Origin of the sequence: Priestia sp. FSL W8-0524 (genome assembly GCF_038005965.1) — a bacterium.
GTDB lineage: Bacteria > Bacillota > Bacilli > Bacillales > Bacillaceae_H > Priestia > Priestia zanthoxyli.
This window is the reverse complement of sequence record NZ_JBBOUG010000001.1, coordinates 5,118,460-5,142,500: the sequence shown is the minus strand read 5'-3', so window position 1 is coordinate 5,142,500 and position 24,041 is coordinate 5,118,460. Positions and strand designations below refer to the sequence as shown.

Sequence of the window (24,041 nt, the reverse complement as noted above, 5' to 3'; positions counted from 1 at the left end):
GCTTGCCACCTACGTATTACCGCGGCTGCTGGCACGTAGTTAGCCGTGGCTTTCTGGTTAGGTACCGTCAAGGTACGAGCAGTTACTCTCGTACTTGTTCTTCCCTAACAACAGAGTTTTACGACCCGAAAGCCTTCATCACTCACGCGGCGTTGCTCCGTCAGACTTTCGTCCATTGCGGAAGATTCCCTACTGCTGCCTCCCGTAGGAGTCTGGGCCGTGTCTCAGTCCCAGTGTGGCCGATCACCCTCTCAGGTCGGCTATGCATCGTTGCCTTGGTGAGCCGTTACCTCACCAACTAGCTAATGCACCGCGGGCCCATCTGTAAGTGATAGCCGAAACCATCTTTCAATCATCTCCCATGAAGGAGAAGATCCTATCCGGTATTAGCTTCGGTTTCCCGAAGTTATCCCAGTCTTACAGGCAGGTTGCCCACGTGTTACTCACCCGTCCGCCGCTAACGTCATAGAAGCAAGCTTCTAATCAGTTCGCTCGACTTGCATGTATTAGGCACGCCGCCAGCGTTCATCCTGAGCCAGGATCAAACTCTCCGAAGAAATGTTTGACTTGCTCATTTAAAAAATAAAAATTAACGTTGACGTTTGTCGCTTTGTTCAGTTTTCAAAGTTCAATATATTTGGAGCGGGTGATGAGAATCGAACTCACGACATCAGCTTGGAAGGCTGAGGTTTTACCACTAAACTACACCCGCAATATGGCGCGCCCGAGAGGAGTCGAACCCCTAACCTTTTGATCCGTAGTCAAACGCTCTATCCAATTGAGCTACGGGCGCTTCTTATGATGTTTACCGCCGTTGTTTTGGCGACTTTATTATAATATCATTTCTATTTTCTTATGTCAACACTTTTTTAAAAAGTTTTTTTGGTGCGGCCGAGAGGACTTGAACCTCCACGGGGTCGCCCCCACTAGGCCCTCAACCTAGCGCGTCTGCCATTCCGCCACGACCGCTAAATACACAAAATGAATAAGATGCGGGTGAAGGGACTTGAACCCCCACGTCGTAAAGACACTAGATCCTAAGTCTAGCGCGTCTGCCAATTCCGCCACACCCGCAAGAAATGAAAATGAGCCATGAAGGACTCGAACCTTCGACCCTCTGATTAAAAGTCAGATGCTCTACCAACTGAGCTAATGGCTCTTTATGGCTGGGCTAGCTGGATTCGAACCAACGCATGACGGAATCAAAATCCGTTGCCTTACCGCTTGGCGATAGCCCAATAATTTAAAATGGCGGTCCCGACGGGAATCGAACCCGCGATCTCCTGCGTGACAGGCAGGCATGTTAACCGCTACACCACGGGACCATCCAAAATTATGTATAAAACAGTCAAATGGTGGAGGATGACGGGATCGAACCGCCGACCCCCTGCTTGTAAGGCAGGTGCTCTCCCAGCTGAGCTAATCCTCCACAGAATATGTAAATAAAAATCAATGGTGACCCGTACGGGATTCGAACCCGTGTTACCGCCGTGAAAGGGCGGTGTCTTAACCGCTTGACCAACGGGCCATTATAAAATGGCGGAGAAGGAGGGATTTGAACCCTCGCGCCGCTTACACGACCTACACCCTTAGCAGGGGCGCCTCTTCAGCCACTTGAGTACTTCTCCATATGGCTCCACAGGTAGGACTCGAACCTACGACCGATCGGTTAACAGCCGATAGCTCTACCACTGAGCTACTGTGGAATAATATTTATCAGACTTCTTACATTGTAATCGACATTATATGTAATGTCAATAAGTTTTTGTAATTTCTTTGCCGTTTATTTGAGACGGCTTTATTAATTTACCATAATGAATCTATTTTAGTCAAGCATCTTCTACATTTTTTTTAATTTACCTTTACACTTCCCACAAACATATTTAACTGTGTTCACTTTTCTTTTTCGAACATATTTTTGATCACACTGCATACATACATATATGTGCTCTTTTTTCTTTCCATCACTTTCTTTTTTCAATGCCTGACAAAATCGAGGTGCGTCTACTTCTTTCATTAACCTTTTAAAGTCTTGATCTCCATGCTTATACCCTTTCCCCTCAATATGCAAATGATAGTGACAGAGCTCATGTTTAATAATTTCTACTATTTCTTGTGTGCCATATTGTTCAAAGTATTTGTAGTTTACTTCTATATTAGATGTACGTAACAAATACCTTCCGCCTGTCGTACGTAACCGAGAATTAAAAGTGGCTTCATGACGAAATGGTTTGTGAAACAGCTTCAATGAAATTTCTTCTACAAGTATTTGTAAATCCTTATCATTCATCTTATATACTCCTCTACTGTATGAAATCACCTGACTAGCTCTTTGGGCATACACTTCATTACATACTCACTATTCACCTTATCATAAATGAAAAGGAGTGATTGTCCTTATGCCAATGTGGCTACAAAAACAAATGAGGCGCGCTTATTCTGAAAAAGACCGTGCACAAATAAAATTGCTCAACCAATGTTGGTTTTTTTATCAAAAAAATAATTCCGCTTCTTAAATCACTTCTTTTTACAAATAAAATTGCCTTTTCAGAAAATCTGAAAAGGCAATTTTATTATTGATGGGGCGGAATCATCGTCAGTGCAACTCTTCCTTTTTTCATATCTACGTCTTCTACCCACACATTCACCAAATCTCCTACTGAAACGACATCGAGGGGATGCTTAACGTACCGATTCGTTAATTTAGAAATATGGACTAGACCGTCTTGCTTAACTCCTATATCGATGAACGCTCCGAAGTCTACGACGTTTCGCACCGTTCCTTCAAGCTGAATACCTTTTGCTAGATCCTCTAGCTTCAAAATATCCTGACGGAGCAAAGGTTTTGGCAGTTCATCACGAGGATCTCTTTCCGGTCTTACGAGCGCTTCTATAATGTCTTTTAAAGTAAGCTCCCCTATACTTAGTTCTTCTGATATTTCGGGTAAAGAAATATGTTTTAATGCTTCTTTTACTTTCTCCGTTCCAAGTTCAGTCTCTTTCACTTCCGCTTTCTTTAAAAGCTTTTTAACGTCTCCATATGTTTCAGGATGGATACCCGTTCTGTCTAAAGGTTCTTCACCTTCTATAATACGTAAAAACCCAATACACTGCTCATATGTTTTAGCCCCTAGACGCGGAATTTTCTTCAACTGTTTTCGGTTAGAGAATTTTCCGTTTTCATCCCGATATTTTACAATGTTTTGAGCAACTGTCTTATTTAGACCAGCAACGTATTGTAGAAGCGAAGCAGAAGCCGTGTTTGCATTCACTCCTACTTGGTTTACTACTGTCTCTACAATAAAAGTCAGTGAATCATTTAATTGCTTTTGAGACACATCATGCTGATATTGCCCTACTCCTACCGACTTAGGATCGATTTTCACAAGCTCAGCCAGCGGATCTTGCAGCCTTCTGGCAATCGATACAGCGCTTCGCTCTTCTACTTGAAAATCAGGGAATTCTTCTCTAGCAACATCAGAAGCCGAATATACGCTTGCTCCCGCTTCATTCACAATCAAATAATAAACTGGGTTTTCAATTTCTTTAAGAACATCCGCTACAAATTGCTCCGTTTCGCGAGATGCCGTTCCATTTCCAATTGCCACTACTTCAATAGGGTATTCAGCGAACATTTTCTTTAATTTATTTTGTGCTTCAGCTGCTTTTCTCACAGGAGGATGTGGATAAATAACATCAATTTTTAATACCTTGCCTGTTTCATCTACTACAGCTAATTTGCAGCCTGTTCGAAAAGCTGGATCTACTCCTAATACCACTTTCCCTTTCAATGGAGGTTGGAGAAGAAGTTTTCGTAAGTTTTCAGAAAAGATGTGAATGGCTCTTTCTTCCGCTTTTTCTGATAGGTCTTTACGAATTTCGCGTTCAATAGATGGTTCTATTAAGCGTTTATAAGCATCTTCTATAGCTGAGATGATATAACCTTCAGCTGAAGAATCCCTTTTCTTGATTACTTCTTTATGTAAATATGAAAGAATACGATCTGTAGGCGCGTCAATACTCACTTTTAAAATACCGTCTTTTTCTCCTCTATTCATAGCTAAAATACGATGAGGAACGATTCGCTTTACCGCTTCTGTATATTCATAGTACATTTCATAGATATTTTTTTCATCTTTTTCCGGATCTTTGACTGAAGTAACAATTATGCCATCTTTTACAGTGGTCGTACGAATCCACTGACGGTAAGATGCTTCGTCAGAAATTTGTTCCGCTACAATGTCTAGGGCTCCCTGAATAGCTTCGTCAGAAGATTGAACTCCTGCTTCTTCATTTATGTATGTTTGCGCTTCAATGTTTACGTCAGAATTCGGGAAACTTAGTAGCCACTGTGCTAATGGTTCAAGACCTTTTTCTTTTGCTACAGTTGCTTTTGTACGTCGTTTTTGCTTAAAAGGGCGGTATAAATCTTCTACTTGCTGCAATTTCTTCGCTTGATGAATTTGAGCAGACAGTTCCTCAGTTAATTTCCCTTGCTCTTCAATTAATCGGTGAACTTCCTCTTTACGCTCCTCTAAATTCATTAAGTAGTTCCAGGAATCTAAAATATTCCGGATTTGGACTTCATCCAAAGCACCAGTTTGTTCTTTTCTATATCGAGCAATAAAGGGAACTGTATTACCATCTTCTACTAAAGCAATTACGTTTTGTACTTGCTTGTGTGAAATCTCTACCTCTTTACTTACACGTTGAACAATTTGATTATCTAATTTCGTTGCAACAGACACAGCTTATCCTCCTACCTAAATGAAACTTTGTCTCTATTGTAACAAAACTCACATGCAATAACACATGTGAGCTAAAAAGAAAGGCTATGCAGTTGGAAGATGACCAGCGATATACGTAATATCGTCATTATGAGATCGAATTGCTGCCTGTAGGCGTGTCGACAATTGATCGACATTCATCGAGTTAGCAAAAACAGATTTAATCTCTTTTAATTCTAAGCCATCTGTATGAATCAAAAATTTAGAACCGGAGTCATATGGGAAGGTTTGTGTGCGGAACTTTTGAATTTTCCCTGATAAAAAACCTTGAATTGGCAGAGGGTACGTTAATTTCCCCTCCGGAGAATACAGATAAAAGCGGATATTACCTACATTTGTGTAATGAAATTCGTTATGTTTTTTATCAATTTTCAAAATAGCTACTGCTGCGCCTCTTGTATGTCGAGTAGCCTTGTTGCACTTAGAAATGATCTCATCTACATCTAGATGATGATGAGCTTTCGCTACATCCGTAACAGCTACAGAAGCGGCTCTGGCTTGTTCACCGCTTCCTAATCCATCTGCCACTGCACATAGAAAATAATCATCCGTTTCTTTGACATAGTAACTATCTCCACAACACACGTTCCCTTGCTTTGGCTCTTGATATATATGAGTTTGAATCGACTTTGTATTCGGGTCTACTGTCATCACGACATATACTCCGAATCGTTAGAATCTGAGCGAGCTGCAGTCCTTAGCTTATCAAGAGCTCTTCTTTGCAGTCGAGATACATGCATTTGAGAAATCCCTAATTTCTCACCGGCATCTTTTTGACTCAGATTTTCAATAAATGTATAGCGAATTACTTCTTTTTCTCTATCGCTTAATACATGAAGAATCTTTTCTAACACTAAGCGCTGATCAGTTTTCTCATAACCCGACTCTTGTTCACCTACTAAATCAAGGATTGTAACAGTACTTCCATCAGAGTCTGCTTCAATAGAATGATCAACAGACAACGCTTGATAACTTTGCCCCATCTCCATCGTTTCTAAAATTTCTTCCTCTGTCACTCCGATATGATCAGCAATTTCTTTTACTTGAGGAGATCGCTGTAAACGGGTTGTTAGCTCTTCGACAGCTGCTTTAATTTTAGGACCTAATTCTTTGATGCGGCGCGGTACGTGAACACTCCACGTTTTATCGCGTAAAAATCGCTTAATCTCTCCAATGATTGTAGGAACAGCAAACGATTCAAAACTTCTTCCAAATGAAGCATCATACCTTCTAATAGCTCCTAACAGTCCTAGCATCCCTACCTGCACAATATCTTCATGTAAGCTTCTGCCTTTTGAATAACGACGTGCAATAGATTCAACAAGGTTCTTGTAATGTACTACTAGATCACTTTGTGCTTCTTCATCCTGCGTTTTTTGAAAGCGCTCAATTCGTTCCTGAACCTGTTCTTTAGTTAATTTCATAGGTTGAGACTGTGTTTTCATCACTCTCCACCTGCTCTCTTTGCACATACTTAGTCATCATTAGCGTTACACCTTTTGAATTGACCATTTTCACTTCGTCCATTAGTGTTTCAATTAAATATAAACCAAGTCCACCTTCAGGAAGAAATTCAACTTCTTTTGATGTTTCATAAGGTCCTATATGTTCCTTAAGCTCTTCAAAATTAAAGCTTTCGCCTTTATCGACCACCATGATTTCTAAACGGTCATCAAATAAACCAAAACCTACTCTCACTTCACCATTTTCTTCACTCTTGTAAGCATGCTGTACGGCATTTGTACATGCCTCACTCACAGCAATTTTCATATCTTCAATTTCATCATAAGAAAAACCCATCCGGTTCGCTACACCAGACAGCGTCAGTCGAATAATCGCTACATAGTCTGGCTTAGCAGGAATCTTCATCTCAACAAAGTCATAAGGCTGTTTCATTTTACGCCACCTTCTACTTGTGAATTCACGTTTAAAATGTCTGTGAGGCCCGTAATATCAAATAAGCGCTTGATGCGCTCTGATACACCAACAAATTTCAAAGAGCCGTTATTTTTCTTATTGGCTTTTAACAATGCAATAAATACACCTAGTCCTGTACTATCCATGTATGATACATCGGTTAAATCGACTATAATTTCCGGTTCAGTATGTTCAGTAATTTCCATGAACTTTTCTTTTAGCTTAGGTGCTGTATATGCGTCAATCTCTCCAGCCAGCTTAATACGATATGCTTGACCGTCCTTTTGTATATCTATTTTTAAATTCATCGTATTAGTAGACCCCCTCTAATTTTGTGCTATCTTTTCTGTACCCTTATTTAGAATACTTAAACTAAACTCTTCAAAATAATCAATGTAAAGTCATCTCTCAATTGAAAATGCTGTAATTTTTCCAGCTCTTTATATACAGATTCTACAATTTCTTGAGGAGACAAATGCATGTATTTTCGAATTAATTTTATGATGTCCAATCTTTCGATAAATCCTTCTTCAGTTCTGCATTCTGTTACACCATCTGTTAACAGAACAATCATATCGCCTTTTGAAAGCTGCTGCTCGTACTGAAGATATTTCACATGGCGATCGACTCCTAGCACGAGTCCTTTTGCTTCCAAATCTTCAAATGAATCAGCTTTGGCATCATAATAAAAGCCTGGCTCATGCCCTGCAGATGCATAATCAAATAAGTTTGTCTCGGGATTATAACTTCCGTAGAACATCGTAATAAACATACTTGGATCTACGTTTCTCTCTACAATATTATTCAAGTTCTCCAATACGTAACTTGGATTTTTTCTTGAGTCCGGTAAGCTGTCCATTGCATACTTGATCATAGACATACACATTGCAGCTGGAATTCCTTTTCCGATCACATCGGCAATGGCAATACTTAACCCACCGTGCTCTTCTTCTACAAAGTGAAAATAATCTCCGTTCATCTGTTTAGCAGGTACGCTAATCGCGCCAATTTCTAAAGTTGAACTAGCCGGAACCTTTGTCCCTAACAGCGTCTGCTGGACGTTAGCGGCAACTTCGATTTCAGAACGAAGTTCCCGCTGCTTATTTTTTAATGTTTGATGCTCACGAAGAGCAAGACCGTAGCTAATCATTACCTCAAGTAAAAAGTCCAGAGAATGCAGCACTTTTTCTGGAATATCAGAATAAATTTCTTCAATCACTTCTTTATGAATGCTCACAATATCTTCTGGCGATATTTCATTCTCTAAAGATTTTCTACTTAGTTTTTGTCCTTGATACAAAATTTGTTCATTTTGTGTTTGGATATAGTTCCCCAAAATATCTTTGTATAAATCTCTCATCTCTTTATCAAAAGACATTATCTATTTCCTCCTACCGGAGCCACTTAACTGCTTTAATCTCAGTACCTTCTCCGACATTTGTTTCGATGTCAAACTCATCCATCAATCGTTTTACCCCAGGAAGCCCAGCTCCTAGTCCACCCGATGTTGAGTATCCATCTTCCATTACTTTGCGAACGTCGGGGATACCTGGCCCTTCATCTGTTGCTACGACAAGAAGACCGTTTTTTCCTCCACGATTTAATTTCTCAATATAGATTTGACCCTTACCCGCATATAGGTAAATATTACGAGCTAATTCAGAAATGGCGGTTGTAATACGAGCTTGGTCAACTGTTCCAAACCCTAGCTCTTTCGACACATTTCTACCTAATTGGCGTGCCGCTACGATGTCCCATTCTGTTACGATTTTTACGCTGGATTGGAATTCCATATACTAATCCCCCAATTCCGATTGGAGTTTCTCAAGACCTTTTTCTAAATCGAGTGCAGTAAGAACATCGTTTAGGCCAATCCCTAACTCAACAAGTGTAATAGCTACTGCAGGCTGGATACCTGTTAATACTACTCTGGCCCCCATCAAATTAGACATGCTAACCACGTCACCTAACACTTTTGCGATGAATGAATCGATCATATCAATTGAAGTTAAATCGATTACCACTCCTTTTGCTCCAGTTTGATGAATTTTACTTAGCAAGTCTTCTTGGAATTGAATAGCCGTTTGATCATCCAGCTCCCATTGAATGGATACCAATAAGTAGTCGTACAATTTCAAAATGGGTATTCTCACGTTTATTCCTCCGATTCTATATCAACTATTTTCCGCTCAGTCATTTCTAACGCAAACTCTACACCTTTTTTTAATGAGTTTTTCGTAATAATTTCATTTAAGTTAATACCTAAGTTCACAATAGTCTGAGCAATTTCCGGACGAATTCCTACTAACAAACACTTGGCTCCAACCAAACGTACGGCTTCAGCAGCTTGAATGATATGATGGGCAACCATCGTATCCACTACTGGTACTCCGGTAATATCTATTAATACGACCTCTGATCGGTGCTTTACGACACCTTGCAGTAAGTTTTCCATAATTTTCTTTGCACGATCGGTGTCAATTGTTCCCACAAGCGGCATTACCGTAATTTTATCAAATACCGGTATTAATGGAGCAGACAATTCTTGAAGTGCAACTTTTTGCAACATAACTGTATTTTCCCACGAGTTGGAGTATTGTTCTACTATTTTGTTATAAATAGGGCTTAACCACTTGTCAAACCGATAGAATAATTCAGAATGAGTTTGATCAGCCTTTACATGTTCACTGTTTACATACCCTTCAACCACTACATGACCCAAGTTACGTACACCCTGTGTCAAATAAGCAAGAGGCCATCCTAAACTCACAACTCGTCCTACTACTTCCTCTAGTTCCTCTGCAAAATTTTCCTGATCACGGAATGCTTTTGCCAAAAGTAAATTTACAAAATCAGAGCTTACATTTACGTACACTTGCTCGGATACAATGTTTTTAATCCGCTCTGTTTCCACATCATTCATTAACACTAGCCATCGATCAAAAATTTCTGATTTATGATTTTGTATATAATTGAATAAATCTTGATTCATGAGGTCCTCCTTGTGAGTCAATACACTCATTTATATCTATATATATATTATCATTTTTAAAACGTTTCTTATTACAATATACGTTTACTGATTATTCCTAGTCAAATTAAAAAAGTTGCTCATAAAGGAGCAACTTAGCATAAATGGAAGTATAATTCTAAAAGTCGATAAGTCCTACACTGATTTGCAAGGCTTCATCCACTCTGTCCATCATTTCATCATCTAAATGGGTAATCTTGTCTGTTAGCCTCTGTTTATCAATAGTACGAATTTGTTCTAGTAAAATAACTGAATCTCGCTCAAATCCATAGCGCTTTGCATCAATTTCAACATGCGTAGGTAACTTTGCCTTTTGAATTTGAGCAGTGATCGCAGCTACAATAACAGTTGGGCTAAAACGATTGCCTATATCATTTTGAATGACAAGTACAGGGCGAACGCCTCCTTGTTCTGAGCCAACAACAGGAGATAGGTCAGCAAAATAAACGTCGCCACGTTTGACTACCAAGTCATTACCCCCCGCTTACTAAACGATCCACAGTATGATCAGCTTCATACTCTGCTAGAAAAGCCTCGGAAGCAATATTTAAGTTTATCTTTGCCATCTCCATATATCCACGTCTCATTGATTCGCGAATATGGCGTTTTTTTCGCTCACGAAGGTACAATTTTGTTGCTTGGTGAATAAAATCACTTCGGTTGCCATTTTCTTGTTTAACCATAAGATCGAGCTCCGATACTAAATTTTTCGGTAATCTTACTAGGATTTCTGTAGTTGCGCTCGCTTCAGACACAAACATACACCTCCAACATCAATACACACACCAATAGTCTCATCTTTCCTTATCATAACATTGATTAGCTTTAATGGAAAGTTAATTCTGTCAATTTCTACACTATTATCGTCAATTGATACCCTCTTTTATGCATGGAAGTTATTATTTTATTGTCTTTTGTTCGCAGGCTTTTTATGTTGACTCAGGAAGATGTATATTCAGCGCAAGATATAATTATTAACATGAATGTGCTGAGAATCTCTTGTATAAACCCTCGGAACCCTTGCTGCAATCATGCAAGGGATTTCATAATTAATTGTTTCAAGATGCTTTGCTACTTCATCAATTGTAATTTCAGCACCTTGTTGTTTTCCAATAAATGTTACTTTTGTACCCATTTTATACATTTTAGGCAATTTAATCATCAATTGATCCATGCATATCCTACCAACAATTGGCACTTTAACTCCATCTACTAACACTTCAAAATTACTTAATTTACGAATCCAGCCGTCTGCGTATCCTACTGGAATAGTAGCAATCCATTCATCTTCTTTAGCTTCATAAGTAGCTCCGTAACTGATATGACTCCCTTTTTTGACTTTTTTAACATGCACAATACGGCTGTGCAGCGAAAAAGCTTGTTTTAACGGAATTGGCAAGACTTCTTTTAATTCCTCTGAAGGACTCAAGCCATACATAGAGATACCTAAGCGTACGCCATTAAAGATATCGCTCGGACGACGAAGCAAAGCTGCGCTATTTGCACAGTGAATCATCGGAGGTGTAAAATTATGTTCTTTCACAATTCGAACCATTTCTTCAAAGAATGTGTATTGTTCTTCAAAATAAGACGAATTTAGCTCGTCTGCTGTTGCAAAGTGTGTAAACACTCCATCCAGCGCGAATCCTGAATGAGAAGTGATGATATTCATCGTTTCGTGTAATTCTTCTTTTGTTCTAATTCCTAAGCGACCCATGCCTGTATCTATTTTTAAATGCATATGCAACTGACTGTTTGCACCTAGAATGGACGCCGCTTCTTCAATCCAAGCTTTGCTATAAGCAGTGACCGTTACATCCCACTCCAATGCAGTTTGAATGTGTAAGGGAGGCACGGCTCCTAATACTAAAATGGATTCCTTTATTCCTTTTTTTCGAAGAGCAATAGCTTCATCCAAAAAAGCTACAGCTAGCATATCAGCGCCAGCTTGAAGCGCAATCTCTGCTACTTCTTTATCTCCATGCCCGTACGCATTCGCTTTTACTACGGCCATTAACGTTTTATGCCCCGGTATCAGTTCTCTTACATGATTCACATTTTGAAAAATGGCTTCTACATCAATTTCTGCCCATGTTTCTCTATAAAATGCATCCATTACTACGACACTTCCTTTTTTCAGAACCATTCTAAACGTACTTTCCTCTGTTAGTATAATACATCTATAGCCAAACTTCATCTCGATCTTTATTCAAATTAAGCAAGAACAAGCCTACATATATGCAGGCTTGTAAGCTTCTCTTATTTTCCCATCTGACTTTGCACAGATCTAGCAACTGTACTCAATTCATCTGGTGTCAGCTGATCAGAAGCCAGCATAAAGTCTACTCCATTATATGTCCAAGATAGACTTTTATCCGTTAAAGCTCCCACAGTAAAACCTAAATCAAATGGCTCTCCGGCAGTAACTGTAGATGTTGCTGTTTTAGCTACTTGCGCTTTTTCTTGTACAAGCGTAAACGGCTTTTCTCCTTTGTACATTAAAACGACTCTCTCACCATTTTCCGTCTCGATTTTCTTTTCCTTGGACAGCTTTGTACCTTTTGGAACGTCCTTAGGATAAAGAACGCTAAATGATTTGTGCTGAGCTAATGTCGGAATGTCAATCTTTGCACTTGTCATGTTTCTTTTTGTATCAAAAGCCCCTTTATCAAACTTAGAATCGAATTTCACCTTAGAGAAATCAACTTTTATTAACACTTTATTATCCGTATCCATAATTTTAACCGACACAGGCGCTAAGTCACTTTTGTTCAGCGTAATTTCTTGTTTAGGAAGCATTGTGCTATTTTGATAGTTCGTTTTTGTTTCAAAAATATAATGTTTATCCGTTGATTTAAAACTTGCCTTTTCATCCTTCACAATATCTTGGACAAGGGATTCATACAAATAAGCTTGACTGCTATTTTGCGGCCAGTCACTTTGAAAACGAAAGCTTTTATTTAAGGCAGGCGTTAAAACAAAAACCCCTTCATCATTACGCAAAATCATTTGGCTTTGATCTTTCTTTGTATTTTTCAAATTCACTCGATAGTACATAGGCTTACTATGCCAAATCTCTACATCGTATACTTGAGCATCTTTCCCTGTATTCAATGTCATCTTAGCATCTGATTTATACCCCGCCATTTCTTGTACCTTGGCATCCAATGCATCTGTTACATCCTGCTGACTTTTTTCACCGCATGCTGATAAGGCTAAGAGAAAAAAGGCGCAAACAAATAAGCCAATCCATTTTTTATGCATTTCCCCAACTCCTTTATTTCGTATATTCACAGCTAAACGGAGAAGCAAGAACATATCTTGTCTCCCCTATCCACACTATGAATATATGAACAAGAAATAGTGAATATGCAGACTAGCTTGACAAGCGTTCAATAATTACTTGAGCAATCGCATAGTGTGCACTGTGGGAAATAGATACGTGTACAGACGCTTCCAGTGGTTGTTTTGTAACAATGTGGGGTTTCCCTCTTTCATCATTCACGATTTCGATATCTTGGAAGCTGAAATCTTTTCCTATTCCTGTTCCAAGAGCTTTCGAATATGCTTCCTTCACAGCAAATCTTCCTGCTAAAAATTCGACCTTACGTCGGCTTGATAGCTTTTCATAGCGTTCTCTTTCATTTTTTGTTAAAATCCGAGTAATAAAAGCGCTTTGACGCTGCACCATTTTTTCAATCCGCTCTAACTCTGTAATATCAATTCCAGTTCCTATAATCATTTTCATTTAATCCTCTCTTACAGAATAGTATATAAAAATGCCTTTATAAAAAGGAGTGACAAATATGTTCGTACGCACAGAAAATGCAGCTGAATTTAAACGTTTTTATCCTGTTACCTTCACGCTTATCTGCATCCACATTGCGCTATGGTTACTTGCCGCTCTTCCCTCACACCTTGCAGAATCTTTTATACATCAGCTTATTGGTGTGAATAGTTTAATTTCCCAAGGAGACTACTGGCGGCTTTTCACACCTATCTTTTTACATCTAAGCTTTTCACATCTTCTTTTTAACTCATTTTCATTGTTCTTGTTAGGACCAGGCGCTGAGCGTATTCTTTCTTCTTATAAGTTTCTTCTATTCTACCTTACGTGTGGATTGCTTGGAAATATCGTTACATTTCTAATCCAATCTTCTTTTTACAGCCATGTGGGTGCATCCGGTGCCATTTTCGGACTGCTCGGATTTTACCTCTATCTTGTCATAAAACAAAAGCATATGCTTTCTAAAAGCAACCAGCAAATCATTGTCGTCTTTTTAATTATTGGATTACTTTCAGGTCTGCTAACGCCAGGAACCAACAATACAGCTCATTTCGCTGGAGGTATTGCTGGATTTCTTCTCGCTTTTCTTACGTTCAAACAGAAAAACAAGCCACAGATATGAGGCCTGCTTTAGGATTTAATATAAAAAGTGGATGAGTTAATAAATTCCACATCTTCATAAGTCTTCAAATCTCTTACTAACTGAAAGAGCGCTTCATCTTTTTTCTTAGCTTCAATCATGCAATCAATTTGCGGTATCGTTCCATTTACTTCTTTTAAAAAGCTGTAAAACCCATTAACATCGATATAATCTGCATGGGCTCTAAATTCTTTATCACTTTTAGGACTAGATATATGCATTTTTAGAGGAAGTGTTTCATGTTCCCATGTTCTAATGATACGGTCCCAATGCTCTTGCCATGAAGTTTCATCGTTGTTCGCCTGATGATGATGAAGATCAAAAATGATTGGGACATTTAGTTTTTCACATAAATACAAGACGTCTTTTATATGAAAGGTTGTATCGTCGTTTTCCAACATAATCATTTGCTGAAGGGATTGAGGTACAAGCCCCCAATTATGAATAAACTGCTCCAGTGCTTTTTCTTTATCATTATAAGCTCCTCCAACATGTAGAACACAGCGATTTTGAAGCGGAATATCCATTCCTTTCAGCAACTTTTGATGCATACGAAGAGTTTGGATAGAATGCTTAAAAACCTCTTTATCCGTTGAGTTTAAAACAACAAAATGATCCGGGTGAAAATCTACTCGCATTGGATGTTCCTTCAAAAATACAGAAATACGCTGAAGAGCATCTTTTAAAGGAGCTATGTAGTTCCACTCTTTTAGTGCCTCATGGTTAGCTAATGGAATTAACTTAGAACTGAATCGAAAAAACTCAATTTCACTCCACGCATTATGTTTTAATAACCGTAAGCAGTTTTCTAAGTTGGATATTGCAATACGTTCGAGCTTGCGAATGGCCGCTTCATGGTCTTTCACACGCTGAAATTGTGCAAAAGTCATTGTTTGAGAAGGAGAACTATTTTCCAAATGAACGCTCATCGCCACATAACCTAACCGAACAATGGTCGACATCAGTGAACACCCCATTTTATTTTACTCATAGTGTGCACCAATAAAATAGCAATTAACACATAAAAAAACGAGCCTGTTAAGGCTCGTTTTTATTTTACGCTTTGCTGCGAGAATCTTTACGATTACTGCTGCTATTGCGATTTCTATTATCACTGCCGTTGCTTCCACCGCGACGCTTGTCACCAAAACGCTTTGAGTTTCCACGACGATTTTGCTGTGAGTAGTTTTTAGAGTTAGAACGTGAACGACCTCCGCCATTTCCACGTTTGTTTTTATCACCTTTTGCAATTACCGGTGGTTCAGCAGTTAATTGAATTGGTGATTCATTTGGTTCTTTTGTAAATAATTTGATTGCCGCTGCCACTAATGAAACTGAATCGTGCTCTTCAAGTAACTCTTCTGCCAACTGTTTGTAGTAAGATAAGTTGCCTTGTGTCACAGATTCCGTTAATTTGTCAGCTGCAATACGCTGTTGACCTTCCATTGCTTCATCAAGCGTTGGAGCAGTCATACGCTCCATTTTACGTTTTGTTGTACGCTCAATATTGTGTAACTGTCCAGTTTCTCTTGGCGTTACAAATGTCATAGCAGCACCCATTTTACCAGCACGTCCTGTACGTCCGATACGGTGTACATAGCTCTCCGGATCTTGAGGGATATCAAAGTTGTATACATGAGTAACACCAGAAATATCAAGTCCGCGTGCAGCTACGTCTGTCGCAACTAATACATCAATAGAACCTTCTTTAAATTGACGTAGTACAGATAGACGTTTCGATTGTGTCAAGTCACCATGGATACCTTGTGCAGAATAACCACGCATATTTAATGCTTCTGATAACTCATCAACACGGCGCTTTGTACGACCAAAGATGATAGCTAATTCAGGTGATTGCATATCTAAAAGACGAGTAAGGATATCAAATTTACGCTTTTCTTGTACTTCTAAATAATACTGCGTAATGTTTGGCATCGTTACTTCTTTTGCTTTTACTTTTACCACTTTTGGTTCGTTCATGAATTTTTCAGCAATGCGACGGATTGGAGTAGGCATTGTTGCTGAGAATAAAAGTGTTTGGTGGTTCTCAGGTACGTTTGATAAGATTTTTTCAATGTCTTCGATGAATCCCATGTTTAACATTTCATCTGCTTCATCTAAAATAACTGTATGAACGTCTTGTAGACGAAGTGTACGACGATTAATATGATCTAGCATACGTCCTGGTGTCCCTACGATGATATGAGGGTGCTTTTTCAATGCACGAATTTGACGACTGATATCTTGACCACCATAAATTGATAGCACGCGTACGCGCTTTGTTTGACCAATTTTGTAAAGTTCTTCAGATACCTGTACAGCAAGTTCACGAGTAGGAGCAATAATTAACCCTTGAATTGCATCTACGTTTACATCAACTTTTTCAATAAGAGGAATACCAAATGCCGCTGTTTTCCCTGTTCCTGTTTGTGCTTGTCCGATCAAATCGTGACCTTCTAGTGCTAATGGGATAGTTTCTGATTGAATTGGTGTTGCTTCTTCAAAACCCATTTTACTCACAGCTTTGTTAAGCTGTTGACTTAATCCTAAATCTTGAAATAATGCCAAGTTTTTCAAACTCCTTTTATATTTAGACTATCTATATTTTACAAAAAAAAGCATTCTCCGAGGAAACGGAAAATGCTCTAAACGACTACTTCAATAAATTCAACGTTTAGAGTATAAGCGCCTCAAGACACTCAGACTACATCATAACACTATGGCTTTCCGTTTGCAATAGAGCTTACTTATACTCTTTTTAATATCACGGTAATTTATGCATCATTTTTGAGATAACTTCCTCAAGCTTCATCCCTCGAGATGCTTTCACTAAAACCACATCTTCTCTTGTTGTAATCGCTGTTAATTTTTCAACAAGCTCATCTTTCTCCTCAAAGTGTATTACCTTATCTTCTGCAAAATTATTTTTTGCTCCTTGCTCAATTTCAACAGATAAAGGACCGTATGTTAGAACATAATCAATTTTTTCTGCTTGAATAAACTCTCCCACTTCTTTGTGGAACTCTTTTTCCTGATCGCCTAATTCAAGCATATCCCCAAGAACAAGAATTTTTTGCTTATAGCCTTCTAAATCATGCATCAACGTGATAGCAGCTTTAACGGACGTTGGACTTGCGTTATATGCGTCGTTAATGAAGGTCAGGCCATCTGTTCGTTTTACAAGCTCCATACGCATATTTGTTAGCTTTAATTCTTTTAATCCCTTAGCGATTGTTTCGTTGTCTAGTCCAAAATAATGACCTACCGCAATAGCAGAAAGCGCATTGTGAACATTATGTTTACCTAATACCGGGATAAAGAATGAATATGTTGTTTCACGTGAAACAGTGAATGTTGTTCCTAACTCTTCGGCTGAAATAGCACTTGGATACAAATCGTTTTGTTCTGAGCTGCCAAATGTCACCGTTTCAAATGCTGGATTAACTACGCGCGACGTTAAAAGTGGCTCATCACCATTATAGACAAGCTGACCTGTTGGTGCTAAGCCGCTTGTAATTTCTAATTTTGCCTCCGCAATTCCATCACGACTTCCTAAGTCTTGAAGGTGCGATTCTCCGATATTTGTAATAATGGCCACATCAGGCTCCGCTAAATTAGAAAGAAACTCAATCTCTCCTCGGCTGCTCATGCCCATTTCTAAAACGGCAATATCATGAGTTTCATCTAAACGCAAAATAGTAAGCGGCATGCCAATATGATTATTAAAGTTTCCATCTGTTTTCAGAACACGGTAAGTTGTATCAAGCACAGCTTTCACCATGTCTTTTGCCGTTGTTTTTCCGTTACTTCCTGTAATGCCCACTACTTTAATATCTAACTCGTGACGATAGGATTTCGCTAATTGCTGAAGAGCTTCTAGCGTATCATCGACTAAAATAACGCTAATGTCTGTCGGTGGGTTTTCTTCATCTTTGTTCCACAGAGTAGCGACCGCTCCGTTTTCAATTGCTTTATCGACAAATACATGCCCGTTAAAACGTTCCCCTTTAATTGGGATATATAAATTGCCTTGCTGAATAGTTCTCGTATCAATTGAGACTCCCTCAATTACAGTTGCTTCGTTCCCGCTATGAAATACACTTCCTGGAATCATTGCAGCTAGCTGTTTAAGCGTACGTTTAATCATTGTTGGTTTGCTCCTCTCGATATAAAGTAAACTATGGATACTATTTAATTGAAACTAAACACAGAAACACTATTCATGATGAATAGTGTTGTGTGAGTTACATTGTGTGTTTAATTTGCTGCTTTTCGGTATGACGTTCAATTGCTAGTGATACAAGTTTTTCAATTAAATCTGGATATTCAACACCTGCGTGTTTCCACAATAACGGGAACATACTGAAAGGTGTAAAACCAGGCATCGTATTCACTTCATTAATAATGAATTTACCTTCTGATGTTAAGAAGAAATCTGCACGTACAAGACCAGATCCATCAATTGCTTTAAATGCTTTGATTGCTAGTGCTGACATTTCTTGATGCTGTTCTTCTGTAATTTCAGCTGGAATAATAAGACCTGTATCGCCGTCTTCATATTTTGCTTTGTAATCGTAAAACGCTTTTTTAGGTAAGATTTCTCCAACTACTGAACAAGCTGCTTCATCATTCCCTAACACACCAATTTCAACTTCACGACCAACTGCTGCTGCTTCTACAATGATTTTTCGATCAAATAAGAAAGCTTCAACAAATGCCGCTTCTAACTCTTCGCGGTTATCACATTTGCTAATCCCAACACTTGAACCTAAGTTTGCTGGTTTAACAAAGCAAGGGTATCCAAGTGTTTCTACTTTTTCATAAGCAGCCGTTCGATCTGCTTCCCACTCGCGGCGGATAAACGATACGTACTCCACTTGAGGCAGACCTGCCTGTGCAAACAGCTGCTTCATTACAACTTTATCCATACCAGCTGCTGAAGCTAATACGCCGTTTCCAACATAAGGAATATTCAATAATTCTAATAATCCTTGTACCGTACCATCTTCTCCATTTGGACCATGAAGAAGTGGGAAAATAACATCTAGTTGATCATCTGTTTTTGAATCTGTTAATGCAAACATTTCTGTATTCAATGAAACTGGTGAAATAGCTGTTCCGTTATCTTGAATTTCTAATTGAGCAACTGTTTCAAGCGGACCAGTCAGCTGTGTGCCGCGAATCCATTTTCCTGTTTCTGTAATGTAAATTGGATGCACTTCATATTTATCGTGATTAATTGCTTTTGAAACTGCTAGAGCTGTTTGTAAAGATACTTTATGTTCAGCGGATTTTCCTCCGTATAAAAGGCCAAGCTTAATTTTCACTGATGTTCCTCCTAACACATATTCATCTTTTCTATTTTATCATGCACGTTTAGATAGTAAACAGAAATATTAACTATTATTACGTATGTCAAAATAGCTAGGCTTGTGAAAGAAATTCCAGCTTCTCCTTTCATTATTTAAAATGACCTTTTCACTTGAATCATTTATTTTTGAAAAAACTTTTTTGATTTTAAATCTTTTTTAAAAGTTTATTTATAAAGTTTATTTATGCTAAAGATCACCATCAATAATCGAAACTATAGTTCTGGTATAAATCAGGAGGTTCAACAAATATGAGTAAAATGGGAAAAACGATGATTGCTGCATGCAGCGTAGCCATTGGAAGTATTTATGCAACTGGTTATATAAACACTCTATCTGACGCGCAAGCTGTTCAAGTCACACCGGCTCATCATCAGAAAAAAACGAGAGATCAGACAGACAATCAAACGATTGTTAATGATAACTGGGGAGAAGATATCGCTTCTTCTAATAAGCACCCTTCATCAGCGAGTACCGAAAGTTCTGCTCCTAAAACAAAATACAAAGATGGAACGTATTCTGGTCAAGGAAGCAACCGTATCGGAACTGTTTACGTATCTGTGACCATTAAAAACGACCGAATTGATACAGTTGAAATTACAGAAGCGGATACTCACTATTCTGAGAGTTACATTGAGGATCTTCCGTCTCAAGTCGTACAAAGACAAAGCTCAGATGTCGACGTCGTGAGCGGAGCAACGCTTAGCACAGAAGATTTTCAAAATGCCGTGGATGACGCCCTTCAGCAAGCAATGAATGCATAAAGGAGAAACGCATGATGTCCATAAAAACGTATAGTCGCTCTGTCTTATGTATGGGAACAACCGTGTCCATTCAAGTAATTGCTCCCCAATCGGAGGAAGCAAATGTCCTTCACCATATCTCAAAGGCATTTACTATTTTTAAGACCGTCGAAACGACATGCAGTCGATTTGATGCCAAAAGCGAAGTTATGAAGCTAATTAGACATATCAAAGAACCTGTTGCTGTTAGCCCCCTATTATTTGAAGCCCTTCATTTCGCTATCTTAGTAGCAGATGAAACGCATGGAATCTTTGACCCAACGGTAGGAAAACAATTAGAAAAACGTGGTTTTAACGAACATTATTTAGATGGAAAGCCCGTACAAGTGAACGAAGCAGTCGATTCTGGAAGTTATAAAGACATCGTATTGAATACACATAAAAAAACGGTTCTCTTACAAAAACCGATGATTATAGATCTTGGAGCGGTCGCCAAAGGATTAGCTATTGATTTGGCTGCCCACTCCCTTCCTTATCAGCATTTTATGATTAATGCCGGAGGAGACATCCTAGTTAAAGGACTCAATCAACACGGAGATTTGTGGAAAGTCGGGATTCAGCACCCTCAGATTCAAACGCAGTCATTACTGACCTTGCGTGTAACAGATACGGCTGTCTGCACATCAGGAAATTATGCTAGAAAAAATAAGACGCAACCATTCATGCATCATTTGGTTAATCCCTTATCTCCATCTACTAGAAGCAGTCTAATGAGTTGTACAGCTATTGCTCCTTCTGCCATGCTGGCCGATGCATTATCTACATCAGCTTTTATTTTAGGAGCGGAAAAAGGAGTAAATTTATTGAATGATGCCGACGTACGCGGCGTACTCTTCGATTCTAGTTTCACTCCTTTTTTCACATCAGATATGGAGGAATTAATGAATGATGACCACACGTTCTGAACGAAGAAGCGGTGTTAAATATATTAGTACACCCAAAGGTTATATTATTGTAGATGAAAACAAACCAAAAGAAATAAGTCGGTGGGGGCAGCTAGTTAAAACACCTAAAAGATACGTGATGGCTATGCTGCTGCTTTTAACCTTATTAGGTGAATTCAACTCTTCTGCCTTTCAAGGATTAGGACACCTACTACTCGCCGTATGCTCGGCGGCCGCCTTAGATTTAGGATTTTCTTTTGCTTATAAAAAGAAAATTCAGCTTCCTGACGGCGGAATTATTACTGGATTAATTATTGCCTTAGTGCTCAGCACCTCTACACCTGCTTGGGTCACATTTTGCACTGTAGCTGTTGCTATTTTATCGAAGCACTTAGTAAAAGTAAAAAAGAAGCCTATTTTTAACCCTGCCGCTTTTGGTCTTCTCTTTTCACTTATTGTCTTTTCAAGCGGCCAAAGCTGGTGGGGAAGCTTATCTTTACTACCCGTCTGGCTCATTGTATTCGTGTTTGTGACAGGGTACCTTGTGACGAGCAAAGTAAATAAATTCCCTCAAGTATTTGCGTTTTTAGGCGTGTATTTTGCTATTTTTACGATTATGTCATTAATAGGAGTAGGTGATGTAGCGGATGCTTTACGAGCTCCTTTTGTTAATTCCGCTTTATTTTTAGCCTTCTTTATGGTGACGGATCCGCCAACTTCTCCTGCGAAGTATAAAGACCAAATAAAATTTGGGATGCTTGCAGGGGCGATTAGCGCCGTAGATTACTTAGTTTTTGGCGGCCTTGCCTATTTATTAATCGGCCTGTTACTTGCTAATGCATGGAAAGCATGGAAGACTGCAAACAAAAAAGTGACAAAAAAAGCTGCCTAATGACAGGCAGCTTTTTTCATAGCGGAATTTTCACATAAAATTCCGTACCCACGTTTTTTTGACTAAAAACCTTAATTTCTCCGTCATGAGCTTGTACAATCCATTTGGCAATCGCGAGCCCTAAACCGGATCCTCCTTCGGCACGCGCCCGACTCTTATCACTTCGATAAAAGCGATCAAACACATACGGAAGATCTTTCGCTTCAATTCCAATGCCTGTGTCTTTGACAATTAGCGTCATAGAGTGATGATGTTTCTTTAGACTAATATGAATGCTTTCTCCAGGTGGGGTGTACTTAAAAGCGTTGTCTAACAAAATCATACATAGCTGATGAAGTCGTTCTTGATCTCCTCCGAACATTAACGATTCAATTTCCCTTGTGAAATGCAGCTCCTTTAGTTCAAATATAGGCTCAAACTGATTAGCTACTTTATCAACTAGCTCACCCATATTAAAGACCGTTTTGTTTAGCAGCTGTGCACTTGAATCAGATCTAGCGAGTGTTAGTAAGTTGCCCACCAGCTTCGTCATCCGCTTTACTTCGTTTAAGCTTTGATAAATGTTTTCGCTTTCTTGCTCAATCGTATGATTTGGTCGTCTAAACAATAGCTCGAGATGCGTTTGCATCACGGAAAGAGGCGTCCTTAACTCATGGGAAGCATCTGCAATAAATTCGACTTGTTTGTTCCAAGATTTTTGAATAGGTACAAGCGCTCGATTGGCTAAAAACAAGCCAGCTACAAGGGAAAGAAGCAGTCCAATAAAAGCTGAAATGACAAGAAGAAAAGCAAGGTGCTCTAAGGTTTGAGTTTCTGGATCTACGTTTAAGACAAGTTGAATTGTTGAAACGTCTTGATCTTTTATATATCCTTCATTTTTCACATTCATCACTCGATAAGCATGACCGTTTACCTCTTGCGACGTTTTGATTTTCCCTTCTGAGAGCGCAGGCTTAAAGTCGTCAATATCGTTTGTATATAACCCTTTTTTAGGTGTAATTTTGATTAATTTTTTATCACTGCTCCAAAGTAAAAACGCAACGCGACGTTCTGTTTCTCTCTCATTGTTTTCCTGAATTTCATGTAAATTTCTTTTTTTAACCTGCTCGCTCATCTCACTTAGCCGATTGTCCGGGTTTAAAAAAATAAGATGCTGCATGTAAAAATATAAAACCACACTAAAAATGCTCAAGATAACCATCAGCACCATTGTGTTAAATAACACAAGCCTGATTCTCGTCTTTTTAAACATGCTCTTCCCCTTTTAACATAAAGCCTACGCCTCTGACTGTACGTACATAATTGTCACAATTAAAAGGCTGAAGCTTCTTTCTTAAATGGTGAACATAAACATCAACTACGCCCACTCCTACATCGGATGTAAAACCCCATACCCGATTAAAAATTTGATCTCGAATAAGGATTTGTTCTTTATTTCGAATAAAATATTCCAAAAGCTGAAATTCTTTAATCGTTAACGTGAGGACACTTCCATTAATCACTACTTCATGATTGGCTTCTCGTATAGAAATGGGACCATATGAAATCATACCTTCTTCTGCCTGCAAGTCCCTAAGCATTACCCTTAACCTCGCAAAAAGTTCAGCCATGGCAAAAGGCTTAACCAAATAATCATCGGCTCCATAGTCGAGTCCTTTCACTCGATCTTCTACACTATCTTTTGCAGTAAGAAAAATAACTTTGGTCAACACCTTTTGTTTTCTTAGTTTTTTTAGTATGTCAAGCCCTGTCATACCCGGCAGCATAATATCTAAAATTAAGGCATCATAAATATTCTGCTCTGCTAAAAACAAACCTTCATCTCCATCAGACGCACAATCAACTTCATATCCTTCTTCTTTTAAGCCTTCTACGATACCGTGTAATAATGAAGCATCATCTTCTACCACAAGTACACGCATATCAAATTC

26 protein-coding genes, 11 tRNA genes and 1 rRNA gene (1 of these 38 running past the window's edge) are annotated in these 24,041 nt (G+C 38.8%); 5 read left to right on the top strand and 33 right to left on the bottom strand.

All coding sequences use genetic code 11. From position 1 onward, the window contains the following. The 13 genes from NST66_RS26980 to NST66_RS26920 form a co-directional block, all read right to left on the bottom strand. Positions 1 to 557, bottom strand: a 16S ribosomal RNA gene (locus NST66_RS26980) (it extends 995 nt beyond the left edge of the window). Between the two features lie 81 nt (positions 558 to 638). Further along, a tRNA-Gly gene (locus NST66_RS26975) sits at positions 639 to 712 on the bottom strand. Between the two features lie 4 nt (positions 713 to 716). Further along, positions 717 to 793, bottom strand: a tRNA-Arg gene (locus NST66_RS26970). 90 nt (positions 794 to 883) lie between these two features. Beyond that, positions 884 to 969, bottom strand: a tRNA-Leu gene (locus NST66_RS26965). 22 nt (positions 970 to 991) lie between these two features. Continuing rightward, positions 992 to 1,074, bottom strand: a tRNA-Leu gene (locus NST66_RS26960). A 12-nt stretch (positions 1,075 to 1,086) separates the two neighbouring features. After that, a tRNA-Lys gene (locus NST66_RS26955) sits at positions 1,087 to 1,159 on the bottom strand. Positions 1,160 to 1,163: 4 nt separating this feature from the next. After that, positions 1,164 to 1,238, bottom strand: a tRNA-Gln gene (locus NST66_RS26950). Between the two features lie 11 nt (positions 1,239 to 1,249). Continuing rightward, positions 1,250 to 1,325, bottom strand: a tRNA-Asp gene (locus NST66_RS26945). Between the two features lie 28 nt (positions 1,326 to 1,353). Beyond that, positions 1,354 to 1,429 (bottom strand) — tRNA-Val (locus NST66_RS26940). A gap of 24 nt (positions 1,430 to 1,453) precedes the next feature. After that, a tRNA-Glu gene (locus NST66_RS26935) sits at positions 1,454 to 1,528 on the bottom strand. Positions 1,529 to 1,537: 9 nt separating this feature from the next. Beyond that, positions 1,538 to 1,628: transfer RNA gene (locus NST66_RS26930), tRNA-Ser, on the bottom strand. A gap of 3 nt (positions 1,629 to 1,631) precedes the next feature. Beyond that, positions 1,632 to 1,706 (bottom strand) — tRNA-Asn (locus tag NST66_RS26925). Positions 1,707 to 1,840: 134 nt separating this feature from the next. Then, complete coding sequence (locus NST66_RS26920) at positions 1,841 to 2,290, bottom strand: SprT family protein (protein WP_028411875.1); 450 nt, start codon at positions 2,288 to 2,290, stop codon at positions 1,841 to 1,843. Positions 2,291 to 2,399: 109 nt separating this feature from the next. On the opposite strand from NST66_RS26920, the gene cmpA reads away from it, so the two are divergent. After that, the gene (gene cmpA / locus NST66_RS26915; RefSeq protein WP_013055014.1) at positions 2,400 to 2,516 is read left to right on the top strand and encodes a cortex morphogenetic protein CmpA; all 117 of its coding nucleotides are present in this window, start codon (positions 2,400 to 2,402) and stop codon (positions 2,514 to 2,516) included. A gap of 57 nt (positions 2,517 to 2,573) precedes the next feature. On the opposite strand, the gene NST66_RS26910 is transcribed toward cmpA, so the two are convergent. The 14 genes from NST66_RS26910 to acpS all read right to left on the bottom strand — a co-directional run bounded on the left by NST66_RS26910 (position 2,574) and on the right by acpS (position 13,477). Beyond that, on the bottom strand, positions 2,574 to 4,748 hold the full coding sequence (locus NST66_RS26910; RefSeq protein WP_251440926.1) for a Tex family protein: 2,175 nt from the start codon (positions 4,746 to 4,748) through the stop codon (positions 2,574 to 2,576). A gap of 84 nt (positions 4,749 to 4,832) precedes the next feature. Next, entirely contained in the window at positions 4,833 to 5,438 is a 606-nt protein-coding gene (locus tag NST66_RS26905) for a PP2C family serine/threonine-protein phosphatase (RefSeq protein ID WP_033580804.1), read from the bottom strand. Further along, on the bottom strand, positions 5,438 to 6,232 hold the full coding sequence (gene sigB, locus NST66_RS26900; protein ID WP_013055011.1) for an RNA polymerase sigma factor SigB: 795 nt from the start codon (positions 6,230 to 6,232) through the stop codon (positions 5,438 to 5,440). Before sigB ends, NST66_RS26905 begins: the two co-directional genes overlap by 1 nt. Further along, entirely contained in the window at positions 6,198 to 6,683 is a 486-nt protein-coding gene (gene rsbW, locus NST66_RS26895; protein WP_025753516.1) for an anti-sigma B factor RsbW, read from the bottom strand. Before rsbW ends, sigB begins: the two co-directional genes overlap by 35 nt. After that, complete coding sequence (locus NST66_RS26890; protein WP_013055009.1) at positions 6,680 to 7,012, bottom strand: anti-sigma factor antagonist; 333 nt, start codon at positions 7,010 to 7,012, stop codon at positions 6,680 to 6,682. Before NST66_RS26890 ends, rsbW begins: the two co-directional genes overlap by 4 nt. Positions 7,013 to 7,071: 59 nt before the next feature. Beyond that, a complete protein-coding gene (locus tag NST66_RS26885; RefSeq protein WP_013055008.1) occupies positions 7,072 to 8,082 on the bottom strand; it encodes a PP2C family protein-serine/threonine phosphatase in 1,011 nt (336 codons plus the stop codon). A gap of 13 nt (positions 8,083 to 8,095) precedes the next feature. Next, complete coding sequence (locus NST66_RS26880; RefSeq protein WP_013055007.1) at positions 8,096 to 8,497, bottom strand: anti-sigma regulatory factor; 402 nt, start codon at positions 8,495 to 8,497, stop codon at positions 8,096 to 8,098. Between the two features lie 3 nt (positions 8,498 to 8,500). Then, a complete protein-coding gene (locus NST66_RS26875) occupies positions 8,501 to 8,857 on the bottom strand; it encodes an STAS domain-containing protein (protein ID WP_013055006.1) in 357 nt (118 codons plus the stop codon). A gap of 2 nt (positions 8,858 to 8,859) precedes the next feature. Next, positions 8,860 to 9,696: an RsbT co-antagonist protein RsbRA gene (locus tag NST66_RS26870; RefSeq protein WP_013055005.1), complete on the bottom strand. Its 837-nt coding sequence runs from the start codon at positions 9,694 to 9,696 to the stop codon at positions 8,860 to 8,862. Positions 9,697 to 9,853: 157 nt separating this feature from the next. Further along, positions 9,854 to 10,204, bottom strand: coding sequence for a type II toxin-antitoxin system endoribonuclease NdoA (gene ndoA / locus NST66_RS26865; RefSeq protein ID WP_013055004.1), 351 nt, complete (start codon positions 10,202 to 10,204; stop codon positions 9,854 to 9,856). Between the two features lie 4 nt (positions 10,205 to 10,208). Then, positions 10,209 to 10,490 (bottom strand): CopG family ribbon-helix-helix protein, encoded by a 282-nt coding sequence (locus tag NST66_RS26860; protein WP_013055003.1) that lies wholly within the window; start codon positions 10,488 to 10,490, stop codon positions 10,209 to 10,211. A gap of 200 nt (positions 10,491 to 10,690) precedes the next feature. After that, positions 10,691 to 11,881: an alanine racemase gene (gene alr / locus NST66_RS26855; RefSeq protein WP_033580803.1), complete on the bottom strand. Its 1,191-nt coding sequence runs from the start codon at positions 11,879 to 11,881 to the stop codon at positions 10,691 to 10,693. Positions 11,882 to 11,994: 113 nt separating this feature from the next. Next, positions 11,995 to 13,053, bottom strand: coding sequence for a LolA family protein (locus tag NST66_RS26850; RefSeq protein WP_033580802.1), 1,059 nt, complete (start codon positions 13,051 to 13,053; stop codon positions 11,995 to 11,997). Positions 13,054 to 13,111: 58 nt separating this feature from the next. Then, on the bottom strand, positions 13,112 to 13,477 hold the full coding sequence (gene acpS, locus NST66_RS26845) for a holo-ACP synthase (RefSeq protein ID WP_028411881.1): 366 nt from the start codon (positions 13,475 to 13,477) through the stop codon (positions 13,112 to 13,114). Between the two features lie 64 nt (positions 13,478 to 13,541). On the opposite strand from acpS, the gene NST66_RS26840 reads away from it, so the two are divergent. After that, complete coding sequence (locus NST66_RS26840) at positions 13,542 to 14,144, top strand: rhomboid family intramembrane serine protease (protein ID WP_028411882.1); 603 nt, start codon at positions 13,542 to 13,544, stop codon at positions 14,142 to 14,144. Positions 14,145 to 14,152: 8 nt separating this feature from the next. Here the strand turns inward: NST66_RS26840 and uvsE are convergent, their stop codons facing one another. The 4 genes from uvsE to NST66_RS26820 all read right to left on the bottom strand — a co-directional run bounded on the left by uvsE (position 14,153) and on the right by NST66_RS26820 (position 19,489). Further along, the gene (gene uvsE / locus NST66_RS26835; RefSeq protein WP_033580801.1) at positions 14,153 to 15,124 is read right to left on the bottom strand and encodes a UV DNA damage repair endonuclease UvsE; all 972 of its coding nucleotides are present in this window, start codon (positions 15,122 to 15,124) and stop codon (positions 14,153 to 14,155) included. 94 nt (positions 15,125 to 15,218) lie between these two features. After that, positions 15,219 to 16,730 carry a DEAD/DEAH box helicase gene (locus tag NST66_RS26830; RefSeq protein ID WP_028411884.1) on the bottom strand — a complete coding sequence of 504 codons (1,512 nt, stop codon included), beginning with the start codon at positions 16,728 to 16,730 and terminating at the stop codon, positions 15,219 to 15,221. Between the two features lie 196 nt (positions 16,731 to 16,926). Beyond that, the gene (locus tag NST66_RS26825) at positions 16,927 to 18,309 is read right to left on the bottom strand and encodes a UDP-N-acetylmuramoyl-tripeptide--D-alanyl-D-alanine ligase (RefSeq protein ID WP_033580800.1); all 1,383 of its coding nucleotides are present in this window, start codon (positions 18,307 to 18,309) and stop codon (positions 16,927 to 16,929) included. Between the two features lie 97 nt (positions 18,310 to 18,406). Continuing rightward, positions 18,407 to 19,489: a D-alanine--D-alanine ligase gene (locus NST66_RS26820; protein WP_013054995.1), complete on the bottom strand. Its 1,083-nt coding sequence runs from the start codon at positions 19,487 to 19,489 to the stop codon at positions 18,407 to 18,409. 293 nt (positions 19,490 to 19,782) lie between these two features. Between NST66_RS26820 and NST66_RS26815 the strand changes: the two genes are divergently transcribed. From NST66_RS26815 to NST66_RS26805, 3 genes are read left to right on the top strand one after another with little or no spacing between them, the layout of a single operon-like run. Then, on the top strand, positions 19,783 to 20,295 hold the full coding sequence (locus NST66_RS26815) for an FMN-binding protein (RefSeq protein WP_033580799.1): 513 nt from the start codon (positions 19,783 to 19,785) through the stop codon (positions 20,293 to 20,295). 14 nt (positions 20,296 to 20,309) lie between these two features. Next, complete coding sequence (locus tag NST66_RS26810; RefSeq protein WP_230624707.1) at positions 20,310 to 21,239, top strand: FAD:protein FMN transferase; 930 nt, start codon at positions 20,310 to 20,312, stop codon at positions 21,237 to 21,239. Then, positions 21,220 to 22,110 carry an RnfABCDGE type electron transport complex subunit D gene (locus tag NST66_RS26805; RefSeq protein ID WP_228123023.1) on the top strand — a complete coding sequence of 297 codons (891 nt, stop codon included), beginning with the start codon at positions 21,220 to 21,222 and terminating at the stop codon, positions 22,108 to 22,110. Before NST66_RS26810 ends, NST66_RS26805 begins: the two co-directional genes overlap by 20 nt. Before the next feature lie 16 nt (positions 22,111 to 22,126). On the opposite strand, the gene NST66_RS26800 is transcribed toward NST66_RS26805, so the two are convergent. Next, positions 22,127 to 23,362 (bottom strand): sensor histidine kinase, encoded by a 1,236-nt coding sequence (locus tag NST66_RS26800; protein ID WP_033580797.1) that lies wholly within the window; start codon positions 23,360 to 23,362, stop codon positions 22,127 to 22,129. Next, positions 23,355 to 24,032, bottom strand: coding sequence for a response regulator transcription factor (locus NST66_RS26795; RefSeq protein WP_028411890.1), 678 nt, complete (start codon positions 24,030 to 24,032; stop codon positions 23,355 to 23,357). The genes NST66_RS26800 and NST66_RS26795 overlap by 8 nt, the downstream gene beginning before the upstream one ends. Positions 24,033 to 24,041: the final 9 nt, after the last annotated feature.

Bases quoted from the DNA above. Each gene is read 5' to 3' on its own strand.
- uvsE (WP_033580801.1), bottom strand. From the start codon at position 15,124: ATGTCGACCATTGTTCGGTTAGGTTATGTGGCGATGAGCGTTCATTTG.
- NST66_RS26890 (WP_013055009.1), bottom strand. From the start codon at position 7,012: ATGAATTTAAAAATAGATATACAAAAGGACGGTCAAGCATATCGTATT.
- NST66_RS26800 (WP_033580797.1), bottom strand. From the start codon at position 23,362: ATGTTTAAAAAGACGAGAATCAGGCTTGTGTTATTTAACACAATGGTG.
- NST66_RS26870 (WP_013055005.1), bottom strand. From the start codon at position 9,696: ATGAATCAAGATTTATTCAATTATATACAAAATCATAAATCAGAAATT.
- NST66_RS26880 (WP_013055007.1), bottom strand. From the start codon at position 8,497: ATGGAATTCCAATCCAGCGTAAAAATCGTAACAGAATGGGACATCGTA.
- NST66_RS26885 (WP_013055008.1), bottom strand. From the start codon at position 8,082: ATGTCTTTTGATAAAGAGATGAGAGATTTATACAAAGATATTTTGGGG.
- NST66_RS26795 (WP_028411890.1), bottom strand. From the start codon at position 24,032: ATGCGTGTACTTGTGGTAGAAGATGATGCTTCATTATTACACGGTATC.
- NST66_RS26825 (WP_033580800.1), bottom strand. From the start codon at position 18,309: ATGATTAAACGTACGCTTAAACAGCTAGCTGCAATGATTCCAGGAAGT.
- NST66_RS26815 (WP_033580799.1), top strand. From the start codon at position 19,783: ATGAGTAAAATGGGAAAAACGATGATTGCTGCATGCAGCGTAGCCATT.
- NST66_RS26850 (WP_033580802.1), bottom strand. From the start codon at position 13,053: ATGTTCTTGCTTCTCCGTTTAGCTGTGAATATACGAAATAAAGGAGTT.
- NST66_RS26840 (WP_028411882.1), top strand. From the start codon at position 13,542: ATGTTCGTACGCACAGAAAATGCAGCTGAATTTAAACGTTTTTATCCT.
- acpS (WP_028411881.1), bottom strand. From the start codon at position 13,477: ATGATTATAGGAACTGGAATTGATATTACAGAGTTAGAGCGGATTGAA.
- NST66_RS26805 (WP_228123023.1), top strand. From the start codon at position 21,220: ATGATGACCACACGTTCTGAACGAAGAAGCGGTGTTAAATATATTAGT.
- cmpA (WP_013055014.1), top strand. From the start codon at position 2,400: ATGCCAATGTGGCTACAAAAACAAATGAGGCGCGCTTATTCTGAAAAA.
- NST66_RS26920 (WP_028411875.1), bottom strand. From the start codon at position 2,290: ATGAATGATAAGGATTTACAAATACTTGTAGAAGAAATTTCATTGAAG.
- alr (WP_033580803.1), bottom strand. From the start codon at position 11,881: ATGGTTCTGAAAAAAGGAAGTGTCGTAGTAATGGATGCATTTTATAGA.
- rsbW (WP_025753516.1), bottom strand. From the start codon at position 6,683: ATGAAACAGCCTTATGACTTTGTTGAGATGAAGATTCCTGCTAAGCCA.
- sigB (WP_013055011.1), bottom strand. From the start codon at position 6,232: ATGAAAACACAGTCTCAACCTATGAAATTAACTAAAGAACAGGTTCAG.
- NST66_RS26905 (WP_033580804.1), bottom strand. From the start codon at position 5,438: ATGACAGTAGACCCGAATACAAAGTCGATTCAAACTCATATATATCAA.
- NST66_RS26810 (WP_230624707.1), top strand. From the start codon at position 20,310: ATGTCCATAAAAACGTATAGTCGCTCTGTCTTATGTATGGGAACAACC.